Annotated in this window: 17 protein-coding genes; 8 read left to right on the top strand and 9 right to left on the bottom strand. The window is 71.6% G+C overall.

Going from position 1 to position 20,934, the window contains the following annotated elements; genetic code table 11:
- Positions 1-14: 14 nt before the first annotated feature.
- A complete protein-coding gene (locus tag WMF34_RS33390) occupies positions 15-1,358 on the bottom strand; it encodes a DUF1552 domain-containing protein (RefSeq protein ID WP_437994681.1) in 1,344 nt (447 codons plus the stop codon).
- 385 nt (positions 1,359-1,743) lie between these two features.
- Between WMF34_RS33390 and WMF34_RS33385 the strand changes: the two genes are divergently transcribed.
- From WMF34_RS33385 to WMF34_RS33375, 3 genes are all read left to right on the top strand, one after another.
- Entirely contained in the window at positions 1,744-1,962 is a 219-nt protein-coding gene (locus WMF34_RS33385; RefSeq protein ID WP_044969688.1) for a hypothetical protein, read from the top strand.
- A 480-nt stretch (positions 1,963-2,442) separates the two neighbouring features.
- On the top strand, positions 2,443-2,913 hold the full coding sequence (locus tag WMF34_RS33380) for a ferritin-like domain-containing protein (RefSeq protein ID WP_012239155.1): 471 nt from the start codon (positions 2,443-2,445) through the stop codon (positions 2,911-2,913).
- A gap of 60 nt (positions 2,914-2,973) precedes the next feature.
- On the top strand, positions 2,974-3,759 hold the full coding sequence (locus WMF34_RS33375) for a leucine-rich repeat domain-containing protein (RefSeq protein WP_437990344.1): 786 nt from the start codon (positions 2,974-2,976) through the stop codon (positions 3,757-3,759).
- On the opposite strand, the gene WMF34_RS33370 is transcribed toward WMF34_RS33375, so the two are convergent.
- Together WMF34_RS33370 and WMF34_RS33365 are read right to left on the bottom strand one after the other, a co-directional pair.
- Positions 3,740-5,446 carry a M23 family metallopeptidase gene (locus WMF34_RS33370; protein WP_437990343.1) on the bottom strand — a complete coding sequence of 569 codons (1,707 nt, stop codon included), beginning with the start codon at positions 5,444-5,446 and terminating at the stop codon, positions 3,740-3,742. The genes WMF34_RS33375 and WMF34_RS33370 overlap by 20 nt on opposite strands.
- Positions 5,443-6,051: a hypothetical protein gene (locus tag WMF34_RS33365; RefSeq protein ID WP_437990342.1), complete on the bottom strand. Its 609-nt coding sequence runs from the start codon at positions 6,049-6,051 to the stop codon at positions 5,443-5,445. The genes WMF34_RS33370 and WMF34_RS33365 overlap by 4 nt, the downstream gene beginning before the upstream one ends.
- Positions 6,052-6,466: 415 nt before the next feature.
- Here WMF34_RS33365 and WMF34_RS33360 point away from each other — a divergent pair, with 415 nt between their 5' ends.
- From WMF34_RS33360 to WMF34_RS33345, 4 genes are all read left to right on the top strand, one after another.
- On the top strand, positions 6,467-6,907 hold the full coding sequence (locus tag WMF34_RS33360; protein WP_012239150.1) for a hypothetical protein: 441 nt from the start codon (positions 6,467-6,469) through the stop codon (positions 6,905-6,907).
- A gap of 161 nt (positions 6,908-7,068) precedes the next feature.
- Positions 7,069-7,437 carry a hypothetical protein gene (locus WMF34_RS33355; protein WP_044966407.1) on the top strand — a complete coding sequence of 123 codons (369 nt, stop codon included), beginning with the start codon at positions 7,069-7,071 and terminating at the stop codon, positions 7,435-7,437.
- Between the two features lie 54 nt (positions 7,438-7,491).
- Positions 7,492-7,782, top strand: a complete 291-nt coding sequence (locus WMF34_RS33350; RefSeq protein ID WP_437990341.1) for a hypothetical protein — start codon at positions 7,492-7,494, stop codon at positions 7,780-7,782.
- A gap of 352 nt (positions 7,783-8,134) precedes the next feature.
- Positions 8,135-8,461 carry a hypothetical protein gene (locus WMF34_RS33345; protein ID WP_437990340.1) on the top strand — a complete coding sequence of 109 codons (327 nt, stop codon included), beginning with the start codon at positions 8,135-8,137 and terminating at the stop codon, positions 8,459-8,461.
- Between the two features lie 63 nt (positions 8,462-8,524).
- On the opposite strand, the gene WMF34_RS33340 is transcribed toward WMF34_RS33345, so the two are convergent.
- The 3 genes from WMF34_RS33340 to WMF34_RS33330 all read right to left on the bottom strand — a co-directional run bounded on the left by WMF34_RS33340 (position 8,525) and on the right by WMF34_RS33330 (position 12,179).
- Positions 8,525-9,289 carry a glutaredoxin domain-containing protein gene (locus tag WMF34_RS33340; protein ID WP_437990339.1) on the bottom strand — a complete coding sequence of 255 codons (765 nt, stop codon included), beginning with the start codon at positions 9,287-9,289 and terminating at the stop codon, positions 8,525-8,527.
- Positions 9,286-11,382, bottom strand: a complete 2,097-nt coding sequence (locus WMF34_RS33335) for an ABC-F family ATP-binding cassette domain-containing protein (protein ID WP_437990338.1) — start codon at positions 11,380-11,382, stop codon at positions 9,286-9,288. Before WMF34_RS33335 ends, WMF34_RS33340 begins: the two co-directional genes overlap by 4 nt.
- 170 nt (positions 11,383-11,552) lie before the next feature.
- On the bottom strand, positions 11,553-12,179 hold the full coding sequence (locus WMF34_RS33330) for a glutathione S-transferase family protein (RefSeq protein ID WP_437990337.1): 627 nt from the start codon (positions 12,177-12,179) through the stop codon (positions 11,553-11,555).
- A 510-nt stretch (positions 12,180-12,689) separates the two neighbouring features.
- Here WMF34_RS33330 and WMF34_RS33325 point away from each other — a divergent pair.
- Positions 12,690-14,960 carry a DUF3160 domain-containing protein gene (locus WMF34_RS33325; protein WP_437990336.1) on the top strand — a complete coding sequence of 757 codons (2,271 nt, stop codon included), beginning with the start codon at positions 12,690-12,692 and terminating at the stop codon, positions 14,958-14,960.
- Positions 14,961-15,392: 432 nt separating this feature from the next.
- On the opposite strand, the gene WMF34_RS33320 is transcribed toward WMF34_RS33325, so the two are convergent.
- From WMF34_RS33320 to WMF34_RS33310, 3 genes are all read right to left on the bottom strand, one after another.
- Complete coding sequence (locus WMF34_RS33320) at positions 15,393-17,666, bottom strand: ATP-binding protein (protein WP_437990335.1); 2,274 nt, start codon at positions 17,664-17,666, stop codon at positions 15,393-15,395.
- A complete protein-coding gene (locus WMF34_RS33315; RefSeq protein WP_437990334.1) occupies positions 17,663-19,537 on the bottom strand; it encodes an ATP-binding protein in 1,875 nt (624 codons plus the stop codon). The genes WMF34_RS33320 and WMF34_RS33315 overlap by 4 nt, the downstream gene beginning before the upstream one ends.
- A gap of 205 nt (positions 19,538-19,742) precedes the next feature.
- Positions 19,743-20,828, bottom strand: a complete 1,086-nt coding sequence (locus WMF34_RS33310; RefSeq protein ID WP_437990333.1) for a YihY/virulence factor BrkB family protein — start codon at positions 20,826-20,828, stop codon at positions 19,743-19,745.
- Between the last annotated feature and the right edge of the window lie 106 nt (positions 20,829-20,934).

The following is a 20,934-nucleotide window of genomic DNA, read 5'->3' as shown; positions in this document are numbered from 1 at the left end:
GCGCCTCCGGCCCCCTACGTGAGGTTCGTGAGCGGCCCGGTGCAGTACTCACGCAAGCCGAACGTGGTCCGGGGGTCGCCGAACAGGTTCAAGATCGAGACGAGCAGGTTGTTGTGCGGGAGGCTCGGGTACCGGACCCAGCGCCCGGTGCGCAGGCCCCCGCCGCCGCCTGCCAGCAGGAACGGCATGTCCGTCTTCCTGTGGGTCGGCGGATCCGAGATCTCGGAGCCGAAGAAGACGACGCTCTCGTCGAGCAGCGAGTGCCCGCCCATGTCGACCTTCGCCATCTCCTGCAACAGATAGAGGTGCTGCTCCGAGTACCAGGTGTAGATGAGCTCGCACTCGGCCGGCCTGAAGCCGCCCATCTCCTGGTAGAAATGGTGGTGCTCGGTCAGGTTCAGCCACGGCAACGTGTGCTTCGCCTCGGTGTCGCTCCACTGCAGGGTGCCGACCGCGGTGATGTCACAGGCGAGCGCCATCACCAGCATGTCCGTCATCAGCTTGCCCACCTTGGGGATCGCCGCGTCGGTCGAGCTGTCCGCGATCGAGCCGGCGTCGTCCGAGTTGAGCCCCGCGCTCGGGTCGTAGTCGGACGTGTCGACCCTCGTCGGGGCCCGGCAAGCGCTCGTCGCAGCCGGCGTGCTGCCGAGGCTCTGCTCGATCTCGCGGATCTTCGTCAGGTGCTGGTCGATCTTCTGCTTGTCGGCCGCGCCGAGCCTCGCGGAGACGGCGGCGTAGCGACGGTCGACGAAGTCGAGGATCGATCGCTTCCGCGCGAGGCGGAGGGCGGCGTCGTTGCTGGCGCCGGGGTTCAGCGTGCCAAAGAGCTCGGTGAAGGTCTCGACCGGATCGAGACGCGGCGGGATGGGGTTGTGGGTCGCGGTGTCCTCGAAATTGACGATGTTCATCGGCGACATCAGGCCGTGGGACTTGCCCGTCCCCCAGCGCACCGCGAGCTGGACGCTCGCCTTCGCCTTCTGACCGGCGGAGATCCGGGAGGCGATCACCTGATCGATGGACGGCCCCCTCGCGTAGCCGGTCGAGGTGGTCATCTGATCCGTGCCGGTGAGCCAGGCGATGATCCCGCTCTGGTGCTGCTCCCCGCGCGCGCTCTTCATGTCGAGGCCGTCGACGACGAGCAGCCGGTCCTGCACCGGCGCGAGCGGCGCCAGGATGGGGCCCAGGGTGAAGCTCGTCTCGGTGCCGGTCGGACGCCAGCGGTCGATCAAGGTCCCGCCGGGCGTGTAGACGGCGAGGAAGCGCCGCGCGGGGGCGGGTTGCGCGCGCGCCGGGCGCTCGGGTCCCATGATCTCCAGCCACGGGAGCGCGATGGCGATGGCGCCAGCGCCTCGCAGCATGGCGCGCCGGCTCAAGCGGAATCTCGACATACCCCTCGCTCCTTTCAGGCAGCCATGTGGAGGAAACCGTCCGTCTGGGTGAGCTCGACGAAAAGCGCAGGTTCGTGGCCTGAGGACCCGGACATCGTTCTCTCCCTCGCCCGCACCGGGCAAGCTGAGACCCCGTGATTGAACAACACTCTTTACGAAATGACCAGGGGGATTGTCGTGCGGGGCTCACGACGATGCGGCTCACCACGCGAGCACATGCCGCCGCGCGCTGCTGCGAGGGGCCACGTCGTCCAGCGCGCAGCGCGCGGCGCCGAATTCCCTTGCCGGCGCCGATCGGCGCGTGGATGCTCTCGCGGCGAGCGCGGCTCGCGCAGAAAGGATGAGCGTCGAGGCCATGGACGAGCTGGTACGGCAGGTCGCAGAGAAGGTTGGCATCTCGGAAGACAAGGCCCGCGTGGCCGTGGAGACGGTGGTCGGCTTTCTGAAAGAGAAGCTCCCCGCGCCGCTCGCCGCCCACGTCGAAACCGCGCTCGGCGCGGCGGCCCCTGCCATCGCGAACCTCGACGTCGGCAGCCTCGCAGGCTCGCTCGGCGGCCTTTTTGGCAAGAAGTAGCGGATCTCCGCCGAGCGCGCCGCCGGAGCGCCCTCGACCGAAGTCCATCTCTCCTCTCTCGATCCTGACCTGGACGACGCCGCCTTCGCGCTTCGGCTGGAGGCGCGCTCATGTCCAGGACGTGCTCGCGCTTCGCTGCCTGGCGCGGCGTGAGCATGCGCCGATCGCGCCCCGGCGCGTCACGGCTCCGTCCTGGTCCGGCGCGCGCTCGACCCGGCGCCGCCGCCGCGGCCTCGATCTGGGTTGAGTCTTCGCATCTCCTCGAGCGCGGGCCCTCCAGCGGGCCGTCTCGGGCGCGGCGGCGGGCGACAAGCGTGGAGAACCGCGGGTTTCCTGGACGACGCGCGCGCAGCGATGGATAGCGGCTGCACAGGCGGGCTCCGGCACCGGGCTTGCGAGCATCGAAGGCCTGGAGAAGCACCCGCCCACCTCCCTCTTCACGCGGGCGGTCAGCTTCCGCGAGGAGAGGAGCGATATTCCATGGCGTCCGTGATCGGCGGCGAAGCCGCGTTCATCGGGTCCTTGACCGAACTGATCGAGCTCAACTGGTCCACGGTGGACGCGCTCGCAGCAGCGCTCTCGCGGATGAGCCGACCAGGCGACAAGAGCCGGCTCGCGGGCTTCCTTCACGATCACGAGCGTCACCTCGAGGTGCTCGCCGCCCTGGCCCACGAGCTCGGCGAGCCGCCGGTGGAGAGCGCCGTCCGACCCAAGCTGAGAAGCAAGGCGCTGACGAACGGGATGGTCGGAGATCGCGCGATCCTCGAGGCGATGAGGCATTACGAGGAGGACAGCTGCGCTGCTTACGAGCGGATGATATCGTTCCGTGAAGGCCTCTCCGAGCGCGCGCGCGACGTCCTCCGGCACTCGCTCGCGGTGGAGCGGCGCCACCGGGACTGGTTCTCCGAGCAGCTCGACTCGCGACAAGGGCTTTTGCTGTTGCCGCTGTAGCGCGCGAGCGCCCTTGGGAAGGCGCGGCCCTCTCCCGTCGTCTCGTGTATCATCGCGGCGATGACTCGCCCTTTCGTCCTTGCGTCCCTTGGCGTCGCCCTTCTCCTCCTCGGCTGCGACGAGCCCCCGAAGCCGGTCGCGGGAGCGGCCTCGGCCGCGCCTTCTGCTGCGAAGCCCGCCGACGCGCCTCCCGCCGCGAGCCCCGCGGCCACGGCCAGCGCGCCGCCGAAGAAGCAAGAGGTGGTGTGCACCAAGAGCGATCCGGTGACCTTCTCTCATCCGGCGCTCGAGGCCAGGGTGCGGCAGCAGCTCCAGAAGCCCGAGGGGCCGATCAAGCGCGCCGAGCTCAAGAACATCAAGACCATGAACCTGTCGGACGCCCAGGGGCTCGACGAGCTCGATCCGTGCCTCTTCCCCGAGCTCACGGGCGTCAAAGGGCTCTACCTGCCGCCGGGCAAGATCGACGACCTCCGCCCGATCAAGGGCCTGCTCCGGCTGGAGTCGCTGCGCGTCTCGGCGACCCTGGTCAAGGACCTCTCGCCGCTCTCCGGCCTGGTCAAGCTCGACCGGCTCGACATCGGCCGCACGCCCGTCGCCGATCTCTCGCCGCTCGCCGGCCTCACCAGCCTCACCGAGCTCCAGCTCGATGAGACCGAGGTGACCGACGTGAGCCCGCTCGCCGGCCTGAAGAAGCTCGAGATGCTCCAGATGAAGCGGACGCGGGTGAGCGACGTGTCGCCGCTCCGGGAGCTCAAGAGCCTGAAGAACGTCTACCTCGAGGGCTCGCGGGTCGAGGACGCGAGCCCGCTCCGGTCGATCCCCGGGATCAAGATCCACGAAGGCTGAGGCGGCCGGCCCTCGCGCCGCCGCCTGCGCGCCGCGCGGAGCGCCGCCGCGTGCGGGCCGCGCCGAGCGCCGCCGCGAAGAGGCCGAGCTGCCAGCCCGCCCCAGGGGAGCCCTCGGCGCCCGCGCCGGCTGCGCCGCACTCGCAGCGCAGCTGCCCGTGAACGCCGATGTTCGTGCCGGGCGCGCCCTCCTCCGCGTCTCCGGTGGCTGGAGCGCCCCCGGAGCCGGCCTCGCCCACCCCGCCGGCGCCCGCGCCGCCGCCTTCGCCCGGCAGCGGCGGCGCGTCGATGACGTGGAGCGCCGGCCCGGAGCCCCGCACCAGGAACGGGCGCGGCCGCAGCGCCGGCCCGAGCGGCAGCGCGGCGAGCCTCGCCGCCGGCCACACGACGGCCTCGCCCGGATCGAGATGCCACGCGGCCGCCGCCTCGGCGTCCGGCACGGCCCGCCGCTCGGCGCCGTCGATCAGCCAGAGGGAGGCCGCGCCGCCGTCGGCACGCACGAGCAGCGGCGACGAGGGGAACGCGTCGCCCTCCGGCAGCGCCTGGAGGGCAGCGTCCGGCGCGATGGCGACGTCCCAGAACCGCGAGAACCCCCAGGCGTCCAGCGCGCCGTCGCCGCCGAGCGGCCGCCTCACGCCGGAGGGAAGGTCGAGCGGGCACTCGAGGGGCCTCGGGCTCCCCTCGAGCTCCACCTCCTCGCCGCTCAGCGCGTCGACCCCGTAGGCGTGGACCGCGTGGTCGCCCCCGAGCAGGCTGAGCGGCATCGGCGCCTCGAAGCCGTGCGCGCACGAGCCGAGCGGCTCGCAGAGGTCGTCGCGGCGCACGTCCGCGGGGAAGCTGTAGCCCTCCGCGCCCTCCTCGGTCGCGGGGACGTCGAAGTAGAGCCGCGCGTCGCCCGGCGCGCTCTCCGCGTCCGGGTCGCGGGTCCACCCCGCGATACCGCTGCAGCCGGCTGTCTCGAGGGCGCCCTCGGGGGGCTCGTTGAGCAGCGCCTCGTACGACGCGACGAGCGATGTGTAGGGCGGCACGTAGACCACGCCGACGCCGCTCACGGACTGCCGCACGTTGAAGTGCAGGTGAATGGTCGTCGGCGTGCTCCCGTAGACGTTGGACACCCGCCCGATGCGCTCTCCCCGCGACACGTCCTGGCCGGGCGAGACCTGGACATCCGACATGTGCAGGTAGTCGTAGCGAGTCCCGTCCTCGCCGGTCAGGTAGACAGAGTAGCCGCCGACGCTCGTGATGGTGCCATCGACCACCGCGACGACCCAGTGTCTCCCCGCCTCGCACGTCGCCGGCCGGATGTCCTGCCCCTGGTGCCCCGTGCCGGAGGGGCAGAGAGGCATCTCCCACGAGCGCGACTCGCAGTAGTTGTCGCGCCACGGATAGGCGTAGTTGTCCCTATCGCACTGTCCACCGGCCGGGCCCGCGTTCCCGCCTTTGCCGTAGACCTGGGAGTTGGCGAACGCCGGGCCCTCCTCGAGCGGAAAGCGCATGGAGGGCGCATACACGATGTCGTCGGCGCGCCCCTCTCCCGAGCCTGGAAGGAGCTCGCCGGCCGGACGGTACGAGAACGGATCGGCCGCGGCGGCGCTCGGCGGGAGCGCGAGCGTGGCTGTCGCGATCAACGAGGCCAGCGCGGTGGGGCGGGGGCGCGGCGGGCGGAGCGGGCGCAGCGGCGCGATCATGGCATGTCTCCCGCGGCCCTCGGCTCGTCGCCGCCCACATAAACGAGCTCCGAGGCGAGCTCGAGGACGAGCGCGTCCGAGGCACAGGCCGGCGCCTCAGGAGAGGCGCACTCGACGTCGAGCGCGTACGAGACGCCGTTCTCGGTCCACGACGCGCTCCAGATACACTCGTTCGCCGTGACGAACGCCGGCGCCCCGCGCACGGCGCGGGACCCCTGGAATGGTGGAATGCTCGGATATTTGTGCGCGAGGCGGGTCATCGTGAGCGAGACGGTGATCGCGTCCGTCTTTGCCCAGAACGAGGTCCAGTGCTCCCTGGCGACGAGGACGGGCGCCGCGAGGAGCTCGCGCCGCGACGGCACGAGCACCGGGACCCGCGAGGCCCTGGCGGCGTGGGCCGCCGTCTCCGGGAGCGCCGCGAGCGCGCTCCGGTCGACCGAGGCGGCCGGCGGCCAGGTGACGGCGGAGATCACCGGGGTTGCCGCCGCGGACAGCGGCTGGGCGGCCGCTGGATCGGGCGGCGACTCGGAGGGGGGCGCGGCCTGGTCGCACGCGGCGACCGCGACAGAGAGGAGGATGAATACAACAAGAGGCACGCCGCGCATGGCTCCTCCCGAACGGGGGATCATCGATTCTAGTCGAGAACCCGCATGCGTGGCCAGGGGATGGCGGCACGCGAGCGCGATGTCGCCCGGGTGTGATCCGGACGACCAAACGCCGTGCGAGGCGGTTTCATGAGCCAGCGTGTCAAGCGAGGCCAGGGTCGATCAGACCGCGGAGGCCGCGCCGGTGAGCCTTGGACGTATCCCAGGAACACGACCCGTTCTTCGGTGTCTGCGGCGACGTCGTGCTGGATCAGCCCTCGATGAGGCTGTATCGGGGAGCCCCCGCGAACCTGCTCGAACCTCGGGTTCTTCCTGTGATGCGCGAGATCTTTCTCGCCGGCGACAGGAGGATGTAGGATACACGTAGGCGCCGCTGCCTCTCCGTCCTCGCACCCGGTGAACAACTGAGGCTTGAATGAGTCGCTCTGCCTCGATCGATGTCCGCATTCCGGGACTCAGTTCGAAATTCCAGGACGTCGTGGCCGCCTTGCTCGAAGCTGGTTGGTCCTACGATGATCATGGGCATATAAGCTACTTGCCGGCCGGGGATCGAGGGGATTTCGACTGGCAGTGGGCGCGGCTCGATCGCTGGTCGGATGTCCTTGCCGTGATCAAGCACAAGGAGGATGTGGGCGAGCTCGTGGGGGTCTCCCTGGTACACAAGGATGCTGGTTCCGGCGGAGCATTCCTCCTGGATCCCAGCGATGACTGGTTGCGGGTCAGCCTCACCATCAACGTGCGCGACGTGCGTGAGGTCCCTGGTATCGTCGATTTTACCTGGTATCTCGAGCGTCTCGTCCCTGCGATCTCGCGTGCGGGGCTCTCCATCGAGCAGGTGGAGTGCAGCCAGTTCTGACGCTGCAGCTCCAGGAGACTGCGCACACCGGCGGGAGCGGGGTGATGCCGAGCCGGCCGCGCCCCTGACGAGCGCGGAGGCCCGCCGTGGCTGCCTGTATCCGATGACACGCTAACTCAAATCAAGCGCGTCACCAGTTCCAAAGCAGGTCGCTCTATGAGATGGTGAGGAATATGCCGGCGACGTTGGTGTGGGGCAAGGAGTTCCAATTGAAGAACGTTACCAACCCATCGAGGGAGCGTCAGCAGGAGGTCGTCGGTGTTGATGGAGGGACGGAGTTTCTCGGTTGGTCCTCAGTAGAGGAGGTGAAATCGTTGGCCGAGCGACATGGCGTGGACAGAGAGGCGTGGCCAGTCTATCCAGACTGTGAGATTGAGGGTGATGTGCCGCTGGAGGACGCGCAGAAGCGATCTGCTGCATTGCGGATCGCACTGGAGGGAATAGATTCCCGTGTGGTGGAAGAGGACTATTGGCTCAGGTTCATTCTCAGGTTGCTTCGCGACGGTAACTCTTTCTTCATCATGGTGTGAGCCGAGTCGGGTACGCCGGGGGGTAGTCGACCCCGGCCTACCCGACCAGAGAATATGGGAAAATTCCAGGTCTACGCTATAAAAACAACAGCCGATGGGGCACATGTGACAGGTCGCCTCATCGATGGCACGTTCACACGGGGTAAATCCGTTCATTCTGCCCACCGCGCCGACGAGATGGGCGTGAAACACGGGGAGCCGGTCGAGCTTGATCTGTTGATCGATGGAATCGTCATCTACAGTAACGAGATCGACGAAATTCAGGAGGGCCTTACCGCGTTGATACGGCTCCGAGGTCACTGGCCCGCCCAGATCTCACAAGGATGGATTCTGGAGGGCGGCTGACCCTGTCACACTGCATCCGTCCGCCACGTGAAGATGCCGACGCTGGTGGGGCTGGGAAGCCGCTCGCCGAGCCCATGCGCTTCCGACGGCTCGCGTTGTTGGTGTTGAGCCTCGCCATTGAGCAATGTCCACGCGCCAGGTGAGCGGGCCGAAGATGGGGATGGTGAATGCCTGAAGCGGATCATAAAGCGGTTCCCAGCGCCGGCACCTGTTGCGAAGACCATCGTTTGCGCCAGATTGATCCAGGCCCGTCCGAGCTGGCCAGACTGCCGTCGATGCGAGATCGCAAGCCTGGTGCGAAGTTTCCTGACTGGACGTTCACTGCGGAATTGGGCAACTAGATGGAGGGGCCATGTCGGTTGTTCTGATGACAACTTCACGGCAGGGTGACACCAGGTCGAATCGCCTCGTTCCGGTCGCTTCGCAGGCCACCTTCAAGGAGTTCTGGGTGCCGGCGGCCGAGGTGCTCGGGCTAGAGTGGGTCCCCTTGTTCGAGACCGGAATCCCAGTGGAGCGAAGCGACCTGCCGGACGTCATCCGAGAACTCGCGGCTCTGCGCGCCTTGTGGGTCTCGTCAGAGCCGCATCGCGAAGCGATCCTCGAGCGTCTCGATCGGCTTATCGATGAGCTCGACAGGATCAACAGCGCTGACGATGACGTAGAGATATTTATCGGATAACGTCCAGACGCGGCGAGCATGTGCCGAGCCGCATCATCGATGCTTCGGCCCGCAGCCGCCCCCTCAGAGCGTCGTTCCGCCCGCCGCGCGCGCGAGCGCCTGGTCGATGGCCCCCGGGCTGAACCCGACGAGGATCTGCCCCCGCACGTCGATGATCGGGATGCTCCCCCCGCGCTGGTGGCTCTTCGCGAGCTTGTCCTGCATCTCCGCGGCCGCGCCCGCGTCCTCCTCGATGTCCTTCACCACCGCGGCGATCCCCTTCGAGCGCAGGTAGTCCGCGGCCTGGTGGCACGGCTTGCACCACGAGGCGCCGTAGATGATCACCGTGACCCCCGCGAGGTGGCTCGGCGCGCCCGGCGCCCCGGCGCCCGCCGAGCCGCCGGGGCCCGGCGCCGCGGGCGGCGGCGCCGTCTTCGCGATGTGCTCGGCGCGCCGCTTCTCCAGCAGCGACTCCCATTCCCTCCGCGGCATCGTCCGGACCGCATACGTGCCGTCCGGCCGCTTCTGCGTCAGATCCGCGACGTAGAAGGCGTCCCGCGTCCCCTCCGTCCGGTCGGAGAGCATGGCGCGCACGAGCGCGCGGCCTTCGGCCGGCACGTCGGCCGGATGCAGCTCGACGTGCGTGTCGCCCTTCTCGTCGATCCACGTCAGCATCAGGTTCGCCGTGTCGTCGCGGAGCTCGAGCGGCGGCAGCTCGGCGACGGCCTGCGCGGGCGTGGTGCCGTCGTCGCGCTTCTCCTTGCACGCCGGGCCGAGCGCCGCCGCGGCGAGCGCGAGCAGCACCCCCGCGATCCGCGCCCCCCGCGCGCCCCCCGCCCGCCGCTTCACGCCTCGCCTCCCGCCGTCGCCGAGGCCCCGAGCTCCTCGCTGAGCGCCATCCACTCCGCCATCGCCGCGTCGACGCGCTTCGCGAGCGCCTGCTCCTCGCGCGCCGCCGCCGCGAGCTTCGCCCAGTCGCCGCCCGGGTCCTGCTTCAGCGCCTCGCGCATCTCCGCGAGCCGCGACTCGCCCGCCGCGATCTCCGCCTCCAGCTCCTTGACCCGCTTGCGCTTGCGCTCCGCCGCCCGCGCCGCCGCCTTGTCGCTCTCGAACGCCCGCCGCCGCGCCGCCGCGTCGCCCGCGCCCGCGTCGTCCGGCGGCGGCATCGTCGCGCCGCTCCGCCGCACCGCGCGGCCAGACGCCTTCGCGCCCCGGTCCGCAGCCTCCGCCTTCGGCTCCTCGCGCGGCGGAGGCGCGCTCGCCGTCTTCCGCGCTCCCCGCGCGCCCTTCGCCCTCTCGCCCTCCTCGCGCGCGCGCTCCGCCTCCTCCGCCTCGGCCGCGAGCTTCTCGAGGTTGTCGCGGTAGTCGCGGAAGCCGCCGGGGTAGATGTCCACGCGCCCCTCGCGCACCGCGACGACGCGCGTCGTCACCGCCTCCAGGAACCTGCGGTCGTGCGAGACGAGCAGCACCGTGCCCTCGAAGCCCGCGAGCGCCTCCTCGAGGATCTCGGCGGCGGGGATGTCGAGGTGGTTCGTCGGCTCGTCGAGGAAGAGCAGGTTGCGCGGCTCGAGCAGCAGCTTGCCGAGCGCGAGCCGGCTCCGCTCGCCGCCGGAGAAGCCCTGCACCTTCCGGAGCGCGTCGTCCCCGTAGAAGCGGAAGCGCGACAGGTACTGGCGCGTCGCGTCGACGTTCATGTCGGCCCGCACGCTGCGGATCTCCTCGACCGCGGTCCTCGACGGGTCGAGCGAGCCGAGGTGCTGGTCGAAGTAGCCCTGGCAGAGGTTCGTCCCGCGCCGCACGTCGCCCGCGTCCTCGGGCGCGCCCGCGCCGGCGAGCAGCTTGAGCAGCGTCGATTTGCCGGTCCCGTTGGGCCCCACGATGCCGACGCGGTCGCCGCGCCGCAGGAGCAGGTCCACGCCGGAGAAGAGCGTGCGCCCGCCGCGCGAGGCGCCGAGCCCGCGCGCGTCGAGCACGATGTCCCCGCTGCGCGGCGCGGGCGCGAACCGGAACCGGACCCTCTCGGCGGTCGCCCACACGTCCTCGGGCCGGTCGATCGTCTCGAGCTTCTCGAGCATCTTGCGCCGGCTCTGCGCCTGCTTCGTCTTCTGGCCGGCGATGTTGCGCCGGATGAAGTCCTCGGTCTTGGCGACGAACGCCTCCTGCCGCTCGGCGAGCTCCCGCTCCCGGGCGAGGTCCTCCTCGCGGGCGACGGCGTAGTCGCTGTACTTGAGCGGGTAGGCGCGGAAGCTGCGCTGCCCGAGCTCGAACGTGTGCGGGCAGACGGCGTCGAGGAACGCGCGGTCGTGCGAGACGCAGAGGAGCGCGCCGCCGAGGCCCGCGAGGTGCTTCTCGAGCCAGGTGATGGTCTCGATGTCGAGGTGGTTCGTGGGCTCGTCGAGCAGCAAGAGATCGGGCTCGATGGCGAGCACCACGCCGAGCTGCAGGCGCCCGCGCTCGCCGCCGGACAGGCTCGAGACGGGGCGATCCATGTCGGCGGGCGAGAACCCGAGGTGGGCCGCGATGATCTCCACGCGGCGCTCGAGGTCGTCGCCGCCGGCGATGTGGTAGCGGTCGGTGAGATCGCTGAGGCGGGCGAGATCGGCCTCGCTGCCGCTGGCGGCCGCGTGCTGCGCCGCGGTGAGGGCGTGGCGCAGCTCGAGCACCTCGGAGAACCCGGAGAGGAAGGCGTCGAGCACCGTGCCCTGGGCCGCGAGCTCGTGCGACTGCCGGAAGTACGCGAACCGGATCCCCTTGCGGATCACGACAGCGCCCGTGTCGGGGGTGAGCTCGCGGGCGACGAGGCGGAGCAGCGTCGATTTGCCCGCGCCGTTCGGGGCGACGAGCGCGGCGCGCTGGCCTTGCTCCAGGGAGAAGGTGATGCCCTGGAAGAGCCTGTCCGCGCCGTAACCGAAGCTGAGGTCGGCGACCTGGAGGACCGTCATTGCGGCCGAGTTCTAGCATGTGTCCGGCGCGCGCAAGGGCGCTCGGGGCGCGGGGCCCACACGGCGCGGCCCACATCGCGTGGACAACGTGGATGACCGTGAGCGCTCGCCGCGGGCGACGAAGAGGCAGGGGCGCGCCTCGCCCGCCCGGGCGAGCGAGGCGCCCGGGCTCAGCCCTCGGCCATGACCGCCTTCACGGCCGGGCGCTCCATGATGCGGCCGAGCCATCCCTTCAAGTTCTTCAGCTCGGAGATGTCGATCTTGGCCGCCTGAAGCCCCCAGCCGAGCACGGACGCGAGGTCGAGATCCACCAGGGTACAGCGCTCGCCGGTGACGTACTGGCGGCCGTCGAGGCGGCCGTCGAGGATGCGGAGCAGGCCGCGCGCCTCGGTCATCGCCGCCTCGGCCTGCTTCGCGTCTTGCTGCTCCTTGGGGAACCAGTCGCTCGTGTTCTTGATGTAGCGGAACAGGGCGCTGGTCAGGTTGACCTGGCCCCAGACGAGCCACGTCAGGGCCATCAGCTGCTCGGGCGAGCCGGGGGCCGGCCACAGGCCCTTCTCGACGCCGTAACGCTCGCCGAGGGCGATCTGGATCGCCACCGACTCGAATATCGGGGTGCCGTCAATGACGAGGGTCGGCACCTGGCCATTGGGGTTGAGGGCGAGGAACTCCGGCTTCTTCTGGTCGCCGGCGCGCAGATCGACCCGGACGGCCTCGTGGGGGACACCGAGCTCGGCGAGCGTCAGGCGGATGCGCCCAGCGCTCGATTGGGGGGAGTAATAGAACGTGATGGTCATGGTTCGCCTCCGGCGCCCCTTGTAGTGGATCCGATTCGCCGCCGTCACGCTCATCGTGCATGGGACCGCCAAGTTTCCTCGGGGCCCCGTCGAAACATCGATGTTCCCACTTTGTCATGGGGAGCAAGAAATCGACAGAATCGGACGGGGAGCGCGGGTGAGCGAGGGCGGTTGCTCAGGCGCCGATCGGCGTGAACGCGAAGAGGACAGTCGCCGGGACAACACGAGCGCTTCTTCTCTCCGGCCGTCTTCACGGTTTCACCACGCCCTCTCCGCGCGAAGCACGGATCTCGAACGACCGGACCTGATCCCGGCGCGGTGACATCACGTCAGCTCTCCTCGGCGCCGCATCCATCGCGATGGTGTCGTATCCTGCTGCACTGGAGCAGATCTTTCCTGTTGCGGGCGAAGAGGGGAGCGCGCCTCGCTCCCGCGGCACCGTCCTTGCCCGCAGCGGGGGCGCCGCGCCCCGCGCACTGCACTGGAGGCGCGCTCTGGAAGGAAAACACGATGCGCAAAATGCTTCTTCACTTTCACGTCGTTCCGATCCTCCTCGCCCTCGCCGGCGGCTGCTCCGGCGAGAGCAACCAGCAGCCCGACACCGGCGGCACGGAGACGGGCGGCACGCAGACCGGGGGTACGCAGTCGGAGCAGCCGCCGGCGCCGCTCGGGCCCGAGCAGCAGGCGGAGCTCAGCGCGCTGCTCGACGAGAAGGAGTCCTCGGCGAACATGACCGCGGAGGACTTCGCCTCGAGGTACGCTGTCCCCTTCGCCTCGGGCCTGCCCTACGCGCCTGCGGACGCCGAGGGCCTCTCGCTCGTCCAGGGCACCTCGCTCGCCCTCGACCAGGACGAGCTCGCGAAGCTCTCCGCGAACGGCTTCGTCATCTCGGAGAAGAAGACCTTTCCGACCTTCGCTTACGGCTACGCGAGCATCTACGCGCTCGATCTGCCGCTCTACGTCTCCGCCGACTCCATCCTGTACGCGGTCCACCGCTCGTACGACGCGATCCTGAAGGGCGTGGAGCTCGCCGCGCTCGCGCCCGAGCTAGGGGCGATGCTCGAGGAGATGCGCGCGCAGCTCGCCGCAGGGGCCGGCGGCGAGCTCGGCGCCGAGGCGCGCGCCGACGCCGACCTCTTCACGGCCGTGGCGCTCTCGCTGCTGAACGACGTGCCCGTCGCGCCCGTGGCGGGCGCCGACGCCGCGAAGATCGACGAGCTCGTCGCGGGCGCCAAGGCGCACGAGGGCGCGGGCAGCGTGCGCCTCTTCGGCTCCGATCGGATCATGGACTTCTCGCAGTTCGAGCCACGCGGCCACTACACCGACTCGCCGGTGCTCCAGCGCTACTTCCGCAGCATGATGTGGCTCGGCCGCGTCGACTTCCGCTTCCTCGAGACCCAGCAGGACGGCACGCAGGTCCTGCAGCGGCGGCAGCTCGAGGGCGCCTATGTGCTGCGCGCCCTCGCCGGCGCGGAGACCCTCGCCCGGTACACGCGCATCGACGACACGGTCCAGACCTTCGTCGGCGAGAGCGACTATATGACCCTGCCCGAGCTCGACGTCCTGCTCGCGGACCTCGGCCTCGCCGGCGCCGCCGGCCTCGCCGGGCTCTCGGACGAGCAGATCATCGACGTCGTGGTGAAGAAGGGCCACGGGACGCAGCGGATCTCGAGCCACATCATGATCAACGGCCTCGGCAAGGGCACGATGCCGCTCTCGTCGAGCTTCGCGCTGCTCGGCCAGCGGTACGTCGTCGACTCGCACGTCTTCTCGAACGTGGTCTACGACCGGGTGAAGGGCGGCACCGTCAAGCGCATGATGCCGAGCCCGCTCGACGTGGGCTTCGCCGCGCTCGGCAACGATCAGGCGGGCCTGTTGCTCGCGCCCGAGCTCGGGCAGTTCCCCTACGCGCCGGACCTGCACATGATGCGCGTGCTCGTCGACGCGCACCCCGGCGACTTCTGGAGCAAGAACCTCTACAATCACTGGCTCGGCGCGCTGCGGGAGCTGTCGCCGTCGAAGGCGCTCGCCGACGACGCGGGGCTGCCGGCGGTGGCGAAGACCGAGGCGTGGGGCCGGCGCCTCCTGAACACCCAGCTCGCCTCGTGGGCCGAGCTCCGGCACGACACGCTGCTCTACGCCAAGCAGTCGTACACGGGCGGCGCCACGTGCGAGTTCCCGGACGCCTACGTCGACCCGTACCCGGCGTTCTTCGCGCGCATCGCCGATCTGGCCGAGCAGGGCGCCCGCGTGGTCGAGACGCTCGATCTGTCGGGCGCGCCGTCGCTGCTGGGTCAGCGGGTGCCGGCGTACTTCGCGAAGCTGCAGAGCGTCGCGCGGACGCTCGGCGAGATGGCCGAGAACGAGCGCGCCGGGGTGCCCCTCACGGCGGAGCACCTCGATTTCATCAACCAGGCCGTCCGGATCCAGAGCGGCTGCGGCTCGGACGTGGGGGCGGATGGCTGGTACGCCGAGCTCTTCTTCGACATGTCCCAGACCGTGATCCAGGACCCGACGATCGCCGACGTGCACACGCAGCCGACCGACGAGGGCGGGGCGCCGGTCGGGCGCGTGCTGCACGTGGGCACCGGCCTGCCGCGGCTCATGGTCGTCACCGCCGATCCCTGCGGCACGCCGCGCGCCTTCGTGGGGCTCGCCTCCTCGTACTTCGAGAAGATCACCGGGGACTTCCAGCGCATGACCGACGAGGCGTGGGCCGGCGAGCTCCACCAGGCGACGCCTGACGACGTCGCCTGGATGAAGGACCTCGTCTCCCGCTGACCTCGCGTACATCGGACTCGGCGCCTGGCGCTCGGTCCGGAAGTGAGCCCGCACACGGCAGCCTGTTCCACGACAGCCTCCGGTTTGGGTTTCGACTCTGCCCGGCGGCTCCGGACAGCCTCCGGGTTGAGTTTCAACTCTGCCCGGCGGCTCCGGACAGCCTCCGGTTTGAGCTTCAACTCTGCCCGGCGGCTCCGGACAGCCTCCGGTTTGAGCTTCAACTCTGCCCGGCGGCTCCGGACAGCCTCCGGTTTGAGTTTCAACTCTGCCCGGCGGCTCCGGACAGCCTCCGGGTTGAGCTTCAACTCTGTCCGGCGGCTCCGGACAGCCTCCGGGTTGAGTTTCAACTCTGCCCGGCGGCTCCGGACAGCCTCCGGGTTGAGCTGAACGCAGCCGCCACGGTGGCCTCGCGCCTGCGGCGCCGGGCGCGCCTCACGCGGCCGCGGCCGCCGCCAGGAACGCCTGCGAGAGCTCCGACGGCGCCGGCAGCGCCGCGCTCGCGAGCCCCCGCCGCGCCACCGCGAGCCAGCGCATCGGGTCGGCGACGGCGCCGCTCGCGATCGCCGCGAGCAGGCGGCGGCGCATCCAGTCCTTGCGGCGGTAGAAGCTCGTGCCGTGCTCGGCCGTCGGGCGCGGGACGTAGCTCGCCAGCGAGACGTGCGTCTTCTCGTGGAGCAGGAGATCCGCGAGCGCCGTGAAGGCGACCGCGTCGTCGCGCAGGAGCACCGCGGTGAGCAGCGCCCGCACCCGCGTCGACGCGAGGTTCACGCTGATCCCGCTCCCGTCGGTGTGCGCCATCTCGTCGGGGCCGTAGAGGTCCTGGTGCACCCAGATCGGCGACGCCGGGAGGTCCGCGGACTCGGAGATCGCCGCATCGAGCCGCTCGATGATCGTCATGGCCGCGGCCACGGCGCGGACGCCGGGCACGTCGATCGCGGTCTTGAGGAGCGCCTCGCGCGAGGTGCGGGGCATCGGGCACGGCGCGGCGCTCGGCGCCCGCGGCGGCGCCCCGGCGGCGGCCTGGAGGGGCTGCGACGCCGCGCCCTCGCTCGCGAGGCGCCGCCAGAACGCCTGCGCGAGCGGCTCGTCGAGCGCCAGGTACACGAGATCCCCGGGCCGCACGCCGGCGGCCTCCCGCCCCATGGCGGCCTCCGGCCCCGGACCGGAGGCGCCGAGCGGCCAGCGGGCGGTGCTGCGGACCTGGCTCGACGACAGCGACGGCGCGGCCTCGAGGGGGCGGAGCGCGCCGGTCCGGTGCGCCTGGAGCAGCTCGCGCAGCGTCAGCGGCGCGCTCCGGTAGTGGACCTGGCCGAGCGGGGAGAGCGCCGCGCCCGAGGGCCGCTGGCCGGTGTCGGCGACGATCGACCGGAAGAGGGGCGCGTCGAGCAGCCCGCTCGCGAAGCGGATGACCTGCTCGGGCGCAGCCACCGTGGGGGTACGCGCGACCGGATCGAGCTCGTCCACCGCCTGCGCGGACGCGATCGTGATGCTCTCGCCGAGCAGCGCCGCGTGGAGGAGCCGGTCGAGGACCGAGGAGAGGCGGTGATCGACCGCGCGCAGGAGCTCGCGGTCGTACAGGGCGTCGCGCAGGACGAACCGCTCGAACGCCGCGACGAGCGCCGCCTCGACCGCCGTGGACGCGGTCGCCGCGACCGCCGAGCGGCCCTTGTTGAGCGGCACGCCGAGCGGCAGCTCCGCGACCAGGCCGAAGCCCGCCGCCGTGATCGCCCGCGCCAGCTCGCGGTGAAGCCCGAGCTCGGGGCCAGGGAACGGATCGATCCGCGTCGCCACCGTGAGCCCCTTCTGGGTGATCGTGAGCTGCGGCTCGATGCCGTCGCCCCGGCCCACGAACAGCTCGACCGCGCCGCAGAGCTCGCCCGACGGCGGGAGCCGGAGCGGCACCTCCGCGGCGCGGCGGAGGCGCCCGCGCGCCGTGTTGACGAGCGCGCCGTCCACGTAGATCCGCGCGACGGTCGCGTCGACGAGCCCCACCGCCGCGGTGACCTCCGCGGCGAGCGCGGGCCGCGAGATCGGCTGCGCGAGCGACAGCCTCACCGAGGTGCCCGTCGTCGGGCGGCGGGGCGGCTCGGAGGCGCGCTCGTCGACACGGCGCGCAGGGGCGCCCGCGCGGCCGCCGTCCGCGTACGGCGCGGGCGGGGGGCGGGGCAGGGACAGGAGCGTCCACGAGAAGTCCTCGTAGGGCGGCCCCCCGCCGAGCGGCGCGACGAGCAGCCGGTGCCCGCCCGAGGGCGTCGCCGTGACCACCTCGATCCACGGCGCGATCTCGAGCACGGAGAAGAAGCCGATCCCGTGCTCGCCGATCACGTCGGGCTCGCCCGCCTTGCCGCTCCGGAAGGGCACGAGCAGGTCGGCGAGGAGCTCGGTCCGGCTCATGCCGCGGCCTTGATCGGTGACCGAGATCTCGCGCCCGTCCTCGGACGAGCGGACGTCGATGCGGGCGCCCGGCGGCGACGCGTCGAGCGCGTTCTGGAGCAGCTCGCGGAGCGGGCCGATCCGCGACGACGCCTGCGCGTAGATGGTGCGGGAGAGGATGCGCTGCGCGAGGTCGGGCACCGTCGCCTCGCCGCGGCAGGCGGCGACGAGCGCGAGGCGCTCCGCGCTGCTCGCCTGCAGGTAGGCCTCGGCGCGCCCGTGGATCCGCACGAGCAAGAGCTCCGAGAAAAGCCCGTACGAGATCTGGGTCATGGCTCGCCTCCAGACGTCCTTTCGCCGGGCCCGGGCGCCGCGAAGGCCGCCCCGTCCACGGGTTCGCCGACGATGAGATCGCGCTCGAGATCGGCCTCGCGCACCCCGGAGGCCCGGTCGAAGGCGGCCCGCAACGCGTACCAGTCGCTCCAGCCCGAGGGGCGCCGCACCGCCGCGCTGTCGTCGCGGATGAGCAGGAGCCGGCGCGTGCCGAGGCACGGCAGCGGCCCCGCCGGCCGCCGCCCCGGCGCGTCGGGGAGCGGCGGCGCGCCCGGCGCCCGGCGCGCCGCTGCGCCGGCGCCGCGGTCCGGCTGGAGCCGGCTCCGGCAGAGGGCGACCATCGTCGTGTGCGGGCTCGTCGCCCGCGCGACGAGCAGCGGCAGCCCCGAGAGGTCGCCGCGGCGCCGCGCCAGGGCCGAGAGCGTCTCCGGCGCGTCGATCTCGAGCTCGTCCTCGAGCAGCTCGCGCTCGCCGGGCAGGTGCGGCTGCCACTCGCGCTCCGCCCAGAAGCTCTCCGGCACGAACAGCCGCTCGGCCACGCTCGGCCCGAGGAACCCGAGCAGCGCCTCGCGCCGCTCGGGGGTCACCATGCAGCGCCCGGGGCCGAGCAGGGCGCGCGCGAGATCGAGGGCGACCTCGTCCCAGCCCGCGGATTGCAGCATGAGCGCGCTGATCTGGGCGGCCATCTCGGCCAGCCTGTCGCGCGTGCGCCGGCCCTCGCCGCTCGCCGCCGCGAGCTCGATGAGGCGCCGGTAGAAGGCCGTCGCGACCGCGGTGAACTCCGGCCCGATCTTGAGCGCGTCCCGCCCCTCGGTCAGCTCGACGGCGGCCGGGAAATCGATGAGCGCGAGCTCGGCGAGGGCGAGGCAGGCGTCGACCTTGACCCCGGCATGGAAGGTGGCCGCCGAGATGCTCGGGAGCAGCCCTCGCCCGCCGACGTGGAAGCGCGCGAGGAGCGCGTCGCCGAGGTGGGTCCGCGCCTCCAGCGCGGCCGCGCCGGGGGGCTCTGGCGCGACCGCGACCCGCTCCTGGATGAGCTGCCCGCCGGAGATCAGCCGGCCGTCGTTCACGGCCGCGCCGTCGAGCAGCACGAGGGCGCGGCTCGCGGGGAAGAAGTGGAGCGCGTCGCGCAGGTACGCGCGGACCGTGGCCGTCTCGAGCAGCGCCGAGGTGACGCGCACGCGCGTCCCGAGCAGCGGCGCGATCCGGCGCACCGAGCACATCAGGGCGGCGGTGAGCTCGGGCGACGCGCGGCCGCGGGCTTGCCCGGGCTCCTCCGAGGCGCTCGCAGGCGCGCTGCCCGCGTCGCCCGCGCTGGGCCAGGCCACGACGCGGATCGCCCATCCCTCGACGCCGTCGCCGGTGGTGACGTGAAGGCTGAAGCTCTCCGGATCCGAGAGCCCCAGCCCGAGCACGGAAAAGAACCCGACCCCGAACCGGCCGAGATCGATCCCTGGCCGCTTGTCCGTCGCGAACGGGATGAGCAGCCGTGAGAGGATTGCCCGGAGCCCCATGCCGGCGCCGGCGTCGCTGACCTCGACGCGCCCATCGGTGACGGCGACGTCGACGACGGGCTGCGGCGCGCGGGCCGCGTCGGCGGCGTTGAGCACGAGCTCGATGAGCGGCCGGAGCGGATGCCCGAACTGCCGGCAGATCTCCTCGTCGAGGATCTTGAGCAGGTAGGCGCGGTCGATGGGCGGCTCCGCGATGTCGCGCTGCCCCGCGCACAGCGCCTCGAGCGCGGGGCGGTGCAGGCCGACGGCGACGAGCTCGTGCAGCGCCCCCAGAAAGTACAGCCCGGCGTCGCCCGGCAAAGGCGCGGCGCGCCGGTCGCCGCCCCCGTCACCCCCCGCTCCGTAGTGCGCGTGCACGCTCGACTGCTCCCCCTCACGCCCGCCCTCGACATGCCCCTGCGCGAAGTGCGCGCACCCACCGTGCGAATGCGCGCCGAGTGAGCGCCGAGTGGCGGACGAGCGACGGCGCTTTCACCGCCCGTGCCGAGCCGAACCGCCGGGCGTCGGCCGTCCGTCCTTCAGCCCGCGGCCGCCGGGGGCGTCGGCCTCCCGCCGCCTCGACCTACCCGGCGGCTTGGTGCTCGCGCGGCGAGCTCGGTGCGCCGCGCGCTTCGTCCTCGTCCGCGCTGCCCGCGCCCTGGGCGTCGCCGAGCCGCGCCGCGACCCCGCGGGGGAGCGTTGCGCCCTGGGGGAGGGTGGTGCTCAGGGGCAGCGGCGTGGCGCTCAGGGGCAGCGGCGTGGCGCTCTGGGGCGGCGGCGTGACGCTCTGGGGCAGGTCGGAGAGCTCGGGCAGATCGGAGAGCGCGAGCGCGCTCCACTTGCCGGGGGGCGGGATCGACGTCACGCCGGCGCGCTCCCGCTCCAGGCGCGCGTTCAGCTCGCCCCCGATGAGCAGCGCGAGCGCCAGGAGCCACAGCCAGAACAGGAAGATCGCGACGGTCGCGAGGCTCCCGTAGAACGTGGCGTAGCGGCCGAGCGTGGCGACGTAGAGCGAGAAGAGGGTCGACACGGCGGACCAGAGCACCACCGTGAGCACCGCGCCCGGGAAGATCCGGCGTCGCTCGATGTTCGGGCGCTGGATCGAGATCCTGAAGAAGGCGGCGACCATGCAGATGACGAGGCCCCCGGGGAGGGCGAAGGCGACGATGCGGGCGCCGGTCGATCCGGAGAGCGTGCCGATCAGCACGCCCACGCCGGCGACCACGGGCACCACGGCCAGGCTGGCCATCACGCACGCCGCCGCGATCGCCCTGCGCACGTACCAGGGGCGCTCGCGCGTGTTGTAGATCGTGTCGAACACGCCCATGGCGGTCGAGATCCCGGAGGACGTGATCCAGAGGAAGCCGGTGATGCTGATCGGCGCGACCGCCGACGACTGCGAGAGCCGGATGAGCTCCTCCGAGACGAGCGTCGCGACGTCCGGGGGCGCCGCCTGCAGGATGGGCCGCACCACCACATCCGACCACCGCTGGACCCGGCTGAGCACATAGCCGGCGAAGGCGGCGAGCGGGATCAGGCTGAGGAACGCGTCGAAGGCCATCGCGCTCGCCGCCCGCGGCCCGTTGTGGCGATCCAGGCTGACGATGACGCTCCACACCGCCTTCGCTGCGCGGTGGCGCGCGATCTGTTGCCGGATCCGAGCAGGCACGGAGGGCAGCGTCGCTCTCCCTCGTGCGGGGCGCAACACCATCCGCCCCGCCGCCGCGCGCGGCTCATCTCGGGACAGCGGCGATGTCCGCGCAGCGGCGCTCCGG

Origin of the sequence: Sorangium sp. So ce145, assembly GCF_051525985.1 — a bacterium.
GTDB classification, from domain to species: domain Bacteria; phylum Myxococcota_A; class Polyangia; order Polyangiales; family Polyangiaceae; genus Sorangium; species Sorangium cellulosum_B.
This window is presented reverse-complemented; position numbering and strand designations above follow the sequence as displayed.

What these genes read in the sequence shown, in the direction of transcription:
- WMF34_RS33390 (WP_437994681.1), bottom strand. Translation starts at nt 1,358, where the DNA reads ATGCTGCGAGGCGCTGGCGCCATCGCCATCGCGCTCCCGTGGCTGGAG.
- WMF34_RS33385 (WP_044969688.1), top strand. Translation starts at nt 1,744, where the DNA reads ATGGACGAGCTGGTACGGCAGGTCGCAGAGAAGGTTGGCATCTCGGAA.
- WMF34_RS33380 (WP_012239155.1), top strand. Translation starts at nt 2,443, where the DNA reads ATGGCGTCCGTGATCGGCGGCGAAGCCGCGTTCATCGGGTCCTTGACC.
- WMF34_RS33375 (WP_437990344.1), top strand. Translation starts at nt 2,974, where the DNA reads ATGACTCGCCCTTTCGTCCTTGCGTCCCTTGGCGTCGCCCTTCTCCTC.
- WMF34_RS33370 (WP_437990343.1), bottom strand. Translation starts at nt 5,446, where the DNA reads ATGATCGCGCCGCTGCGCCCGCTCCGCCCGCCGCGCCCCCGCCCCACC.
- WMF34_RS33365 (WP_437990342.1), bottom strand. Translation starts at nt 6,051, where the DNA reads ATGCGCGGCGTGCCTCTTGTTGTATTCATCCTCCTCTCTGTCGCGGTC.
- WMF34_RS33360 (WP_012239150.1), top strand. Translation starts at nt 6,467, where the DNA reads ATGAGTCGCTCTGCCTCGATCGATGTCCGCATTCCGGGACTCAGTTCG.
- WMF34_RS33355 (WP_044966407.1), top strand. Translation starts at nt 7,069, where the DNA reads ATGGTGAGGAATATGCCGGCGACGTTGGTGTGGGGCAAGGAGTTCCAA.
- WMF34_RS33350 (WP_437990341.1), top strand. Translation starts at nt 7,492, where the DNA reads ATGGGAAAATTCCAGGTCTACGCTATAAAAACAACAGCCGATGGGGCA.
- WMF34_RS33345 (WP_437990340.1), top strand. Translation starts at nt 8,135, where the DNA reads ATGTCGGTTGTTCTGATGACAACTTCACGGCAGGGTGACACCAGGTCG.
- WMF34_RS33335 (WP_437990338.1), bottom strand. Translation starts at nt 11,382, where the DNA reads ATGACGGTCCTCCAGGTCGCCGACCTCAGCTTCGGTTACGGCGCGGAC.
- WMF34_RS33330 (WP_437990337.1), bottom strand. Translation starts at nt 12,179, where the DNA reads ATGACCATCACGTTCTATTACTCCCCCCAATCGAGCGCTGGGCGCATC.
- WMF34_RS33325 (WP_437990336.1), top strand. Translation starts at nt 12,690, where the DNA reads ATGCGCAAAATGCTTCTTCACTTTCACGTCGTTCCGATCCTCCTCGCC.
- WMF34_RS33320 (WP_437990335.1), bottom strand. Translation starts at nt 17,666, where the DNA reads ATGACCCAGATCTCGTACGGGCTTTTCTCGGAGCTCTTGCTCGTGCGG.